The following is a 5,117-nucleotide window of genomic DNA, read 5'->3' as shown; positions in this document are numbered from 1 at the left end:
CCCTTCAACCATTTGGCTTTCGGCCCATTACCTAACTGTCTACGCTTAAAGACGAAAGTTACCTTTAGCCCTCCAAGACTCGCTACGAGTGAATGGCTAGTTCTTACTCGACGGGAATCCCACCCGTTATATGATACGACCTATGCTCGGCCGCACAACTGCCCCTTTAGTTGAACAAAGAGTAATTACCTGATTATGTGGTTGCTCTCGTTGTATTTTTAAAAATTAATTATTCACTAAAGTTTATATTATTGTCTAGACACCATTCAATCGCAATTTGTTTAAATCGTTCCTCACGATAAGAATACCATTTGTCCTCAATTTCAAAATCAATGATTTTGTCCTTAAACCTCCTAAAAGCACCCTTACCCTTAATCACATTTAATAATATATCTTGTTTTCTTTGATCACTAACAGTTAGGCAAAAGTCTTCCAACATCTCATATTCATTTAGTTCATATTTTGTTGGGAGTTCCTTGTAATTCTCGAAGTTTTCCACTACATCATTAGCAACTTTTCTATCTTCTCGTTCCCAATCTGGTAAATGATCGAATGGTTCTTCATCTTCAGCAGCTCTTAAGTCATCTGAGGTTACTACAATAATTTCGCCAGTTTTAATACTCAGAAATGTCCGAGACTCGTCAAACTGTATCTCCATTTCTTCAATAATAGCTTGAAGCTTTACTTGAATATTCATTATTTTCGGATCACCCTCTATATTTTTTTACTAATGCACCCGTTAGTCAAAATTTTAAGATTAGTTTCCATCAATTAGAATGGTTGTTTCTGCACCACTTTGAACAATTACCACACTCTTCAGGTCTCTTGAAACTTCTTTATTAACCTCAATAACAAATGTTCTTGGTGTTGCATCAGAAGTACAATTACCATCTGGTTGCGATAAAGGCACTGTGATAGCTTTGTTATCTGAGTTTAGTTCAATATTTTTAATCTTATAGGGGCAACTTCCAGACTCCTGAACTCCAATGAAATTAACATCCTTCTCGTTAAAGTCTACATTTGGTGTCTTATTTTCAAATCCATATATGTTCCATGTTTCTTCAAATTCAGATTGATTAACGACTTTTTTTACTAAATACTGAAAATAAGGTGTTGTGTCCCTTTTAAACGCCACCTCATCAAAATCCGTAGGCAAAGATTTTTCACTTGCTATCAAACCAAAGTTAATTTGATTATCTTCTACGTTGTTACTGCAACCGAATACGAATAATAGTGTCAAAAATACAGCAAGAGCAAGAAATGGTTTAATAAACGACATCTTATCCCTCCTTCATTACCATTATTTTACCACGACCTCCATATCCCTTGTTAAACAAACCTGCTTAGATAGTTGAATACCTTACGTTTCCATTTCTACAATCAAGGCACCTCCAATACGAAAAGGAGGAGATATTTTTGTTATTATCAAGAACTTGGGAATTATATGAATCGGATAAAAAGATCGAAGGATTCTCCCCTCACACATTAAAAGCATATAAGCTCCAAACTAAGCTACTTATCCAATACTTTGACGATGTGAATATTGAATCATTGACTCTTGATCGGCTGAAAGAATACTTAGCAAAATCCAGTGAACACCTCAAGCCCTCAAGTCTGGCTCAACGAATTCGATTTATTAAATCGATATTTTGTTGGTCGCACGAAGAAGGGCATATACCGAAAAATCCTGCTGCAAAAATCAAAGAACCTAAACAAGGAAAACGGATTCCTAAATTTTTAACAGAGAGAGAAATAGAACACTTAAGGGAAGCATGTATTACGCCAATGGAAAAGGCATTATTTGAATTTATGTTTTCAACAGGTTGTAGAATAGGGGAAATTGTTTCTCTTGATAAAAATTGTATTAATTGGTCCAATCGTTCAGCCATTGTGCTTGGGAAAGGTGATAAGGAAAGGGAGGTCTACTTTAATATACGGTGTGAAATCTGGCTCAAACGATACTTGGATCTTCGCCAGGATAAAGACACAGCTATTTTTGTTACTGAACGGCACCCACATAGAATGAGTATTGGACAAATGAGATATATCATAAAACGAATATCAAGTCGAGCAGGGATCAACAAAGAAATTCATCCACACCAACTGCGCCACAGCTATGCGACACACCTATTGAACAACGGAGCTCCTATTGATGTTATTCAAAGTTTACTGGGACACGAAAAAAGCGAGACCACTAGGATTTATGCTCAGCTAAGTGGAAGCGTTAGAAGAGAATTTTACAGAAAATATTTTTAATAATGGATGGCAAAAGGCAACGGACACTCCGCTGCCTTTTCACTTTCGCACCCGTTAGTTGAAGTAGAAAAAATAGACCCATATTCAACACTCGCGCCAGTTCTCCTTCACTAAATTTAAAATAGAGACGGTCCATAAAGAAATTAATTCAATTAAGCCATAGCGATTCACTACAACTAGAGCGTCTCATCCAATTTCTGAATCTTTGAGTCGGAAATTAAATAAACATTGCCAAAAACGTCGATTTTGTCTCCTTTTACACGTACAGCGCAATCTTTGTTCGACGCATAAATATTTATTTCTTCCGATAGGGGAGATAGTTCGCTTTGAACCNNGGACGGAAAAATTGTCAAGACCGATTCCGTCGTAAACAGAGCTCATTTCAACTTCATATCCAAAGTTTTTCGAGCATAACCATTTAGCGGACATGTTGATTGCTCCAGCGCTTGTTCCCATCACAACGGCGCTGCTTTTTTTAATCGAATCCGATAATTCATATTCCATCAAAAAACCATTTTGATTAAGAATATTGCCACCCAACAAGAAAATGACGGAAGCATTTTGAATAATCGTTTGGGCATCTCCCTTCTGTACGCGGTAATTAATTAAATGATACTCATCAAACATAATGCAAGCCTGATCGAGCCACGAGCGTTCAGTAGCACCATCATCTTCATAAATAGATGGATTCGAGCTAATCATAGCAAGCGATTTTCTATCAGTTATATCCTCCTGTAACACCCTACCCAGATTCTCTGGAAAAAAATTGTTAAACCAACCTAAATAATAGTGAGTTTTCATAAGTACCCCCTCAGCAAAGTGTAAATAACATTTATTCCTTACGACACCATTCTGTTTTCTTGTCACTCTCAATATGCCCGATTGTTAAACACAATTTAAACAACACTCTTCAACTATCCTGCCCGTTAGCACAAGAAGACAGGGATTGCCCGCAGCCATCCCTCTTCTTGAACTCTAGCCCCCGTTAATGCAAGAAGAACAGAGCTTCTATTAGCCAGCTTACCAAACGTGATAAATTGTTTAATTGTTATTCGGCATGGCTGCGGGTTTATTTAATAAACAATGTCGCGTAGGAATGGCATAACAACCCCCATGACAAACAAAGCGATGGCGACGTATAGGATGGTTCCTGCTATTGGTAGAATCCATTTTTGCTTCTTGTATTGGAACCAGTAATTAACTGCCCACATGACGAGCAGAAAACCAATAAGACCGAATTTAAATATGTCAGAGATGGGGTCTTGGGCTGGGCTAATATTTACCACAGAGAAAAACGCGAGAAAACCGATAGCTCCCAATAGGATTAAATTGACAACATGCACGACAATATTATAAGAATTGTTATTCAATAAATCTCCACCCCGATCATTTATAGTTCACAATCTCAATTTATTAATAACATTTTATCAAACTTTTATATAAATTATCGTTCTTTCTTATAGAGAATCAAACGTTATTTCAAAGCCAGATGATAAAACAACGAACAAAACATTAGTAAAGGACCCTCATTATCTACTCCCCTTCTCATCTGAATTAAACAAACAATGCTTCTTCAACTAACCTGCCCCTTTAGTTTAATAAGAAAAAACGCCAACCAACGTAAGTCTGACGCTATGACCCCTAATTCACGACCTTCACCCCAATAATACTATCGAACGTCACTCGCTCAAACTCTCCTAGCTTTACCTCAATCCGCAGCTCATGCGTAATAGGTTCAACATAATGAACACGGCCAGTAATATCAAAAGTAAAGCCGTCTTCCCAAACAGTTAACTTTACCGAATGGTCGTATTCCATTGCGTAAATAATCCGCAAGTCGAATTCTTCCGCCTCATGTTCGTCAATGATTGGCTTAGCCACCTCTATTTAAGAAATGCACCCTTTAGCCACCCATGAAGCCATGTTTCACCACAGAAAATGTAAGAAAATATCATTCTTACATGGTAATTTAAAATCACACTAATCGGTCGGTTCGTCAATCTCGAAATGTGAATGCCAATTTTCGTAATAATCATTTTCAGCTTTTTTCCAAAAAACAACGATTGGAAAACCACTAAAATCGTCATCTTGAACTGCTTCTTCAATCATTTCTCTAGCAGATGTTTCTCCAAAATCTCTAACAAAAACTCTTTCATCTAACGGAAATTCCCGTATTTTTAATTTTTCTATTTCCTCATTGGAATAACCTACATTATCTCTTGTCCAATACTTAGCCAAATCTTTACTATGTGTTATTACGACTTGAGTAATTCTAAATTTAAAGTCTTCACTTATTTCATAAGCATATAATTCCTGAGAACTTTTCATTGTAAATCACCACCCAAGAAAATAGTTACCTAATAATACCCAATCCTTATTAAACTATACTGCTTCGTTAGTAAAATAAGAAAAAAAAGATTACCGCAGCAATCCTTCTTGAACTCTTGCATCCTTTAGCACCATAAGGAATGTTAATGATTTAATCTTAGTAAGTTTTCAGCCTCATTCTTTATCATTAGTATTACGTCCTCTTCATTTAACACAAAAGATTTATCGTCATAATCAAGCCTATCAATTAATTCACTAATTTCAAACCAACCATACAGGTCATCTGAATAATCTATCTCAATAGCAACCACTTGAAAAATCATATAAGCTAAATTGAAAATTTCCTTATGGTCATTAGCTTTTATTATTTTATTCGCTAAAAGACCTATATAGGCACATGCACATATTTCAAAGCTTGGCTTCTTTATTGCCAATTCATCTAATGCTCTTTTAAAATACATTTCGACTTCAAATATATTCTCATCGAAGGAAAATGAAGAGAGGATATTTACGGATGGTGAAGTTATATCTTT

The 5,117-nt window shown here is 36.1% G+C and carries 7 protein-coding genes and 1 pseudogene; 1 reads left to right on the top strand and 7 read right to left on the bottom strand.

The genetic code is table 11. The features are described 5' to 3' along the window. Positions 1–229: 229 nt before the first annotated feature. A complete protein-coding gene (locus tag V7149_RS12390) occupies positions 230–697 on the bottom strand; it encodes a UPF0158 family protein (protein WP_335345937.1) in 468 nt (155 codons plus the stop codon). A 60-nt stretch (positions 698–757) separates the two neighbouring features. Further along, complete coding sequence (locus tag V7149_RS12385; protein ID WP_335345936.1) at positions 758–1,279, bottom strand: hypothetical protein; 522 nt, start codon at positions 1,277–1,279, stop codon at positions 758–760. 137 nt (positions 1,280–1,416) lie between these two features. Between V7149_RS12385 and V7149_RS12380 the strand changes: the two genes are divergently transcribed. Continuing rightward, on the top strand, positions 1,417–2,256 hold the full coding sequence (locus tag V7149_RS12380; RefSeq protein ID WP_335345935.1) for a tyrosine-type recombinase/integrase: 840 nt from the start codon (positions 1,417–1,419) through the stop codon (positions 2,254–2,256). A 176-nt stretch (positions 2,257–2,432) separates the two neighbouring features. On the opposite strand, the pseudogene V7149_RS12375 reads toward V7149_RS12380, so the two are convergent. The 5 genes and pseudogenes from V7149_RS12375 to V7149_RS12355 form a co-directional block, all read right to left on the bottom strand. Beyond that, positions 2,433–3,057 (bottom strand): annotated as a pseudogene (locus V7149_RS12375) (cyanophycinase). 272 nt (positions 3,058–3,329) lie between these two features. Further along, positions 3,330–3,626, bottom strand: a complete 297-nt coding sequence (locus tag V7149_RS12370; protein WP_335345934.1) for a hypothetical protein — start codon at positions 3,624–3,626, stop codon at positions 3,330–3,332. Between the two features lie 271 nt (positions 3,627–3,897). Next, positions 3,898–4,137, bottom strand: a complete 240-nt coding sequence (locus V7149_RS12365; protein WP_335345933.1) for a YolD-like family protein — start codon at positions 4,135–4,137, stop codon at positions 3,898–3,900. A gap of 99 nt (positions 4,138–4,236) precedes the next feature. Then, on the bottom strand, positions 4,237–4,584 hold the full coding sequence (locus V7149_RS12360; RefSeq protein WP_335345932.1) for a hypothetical protein: 348 nt from the start codon (positions 4,582–4,584) through the stop codon (positions 4,237–4,239). 143 nt (positions 4,585–4,727) lie between these two features. Further along, the gene (locus tag V7149_RS12355) at positions 4,728–5,045 is read right to left on the bottom strand and encodes a hypothetical protein (RefSeq protein WP_335345931.1); all 318 of its coding nucleotides are present in this window, start codon (positions 5,043–5,045) and stop codon (positions 4,728–4,730) included. Positions 5,046–5,117: the final 72 nt, after the last annotated feature.

Source organism: Bacillus sp. JJ1503 (assembly GCF_036965125.1).
Lineage (GTDB): Bacteria > Bacillota > Bacilli > Bacillales > Cytobacillaceae > Cytobacillus.
This window is presented reverse-complemented; position numbering and strand designations above follow the sequence as displayed.

What these genes read in the sequence shown, in the direction of transcription:
- V7149_RS12390 (WP_335345937.1), bottom strand. Translation starts at nt 697, where the DNA reads ATGAATATTCAAGTAAAGCTTCAAGCTATTATTGAAGAAATGGAGATA.
- V7149_RS12385 (WP_335345936.1), bottom strand. Translation starts at nt 1,279, where the DNA reads ATGTCGTTTATTAAACCATTTCTTGCTCTTGCTGTATTTTTGACACTA.
- V7149_RS12360 (WP_335345932.1), bottom strand. Translation starts at nt 4,584, where the DNA reads ATGAAAAGTTCTCAGGAATTATATGCTTATGAAATAAGTGAAGACTTT.
- V7149_RS12355 (WP_335345931.1), bottom strand. Translation starts at nt 5,045, where the DNA reads ATGTATTTTAAAAGAGCATTAGATGAATTGGCAATAAAGAAGCCAAGC.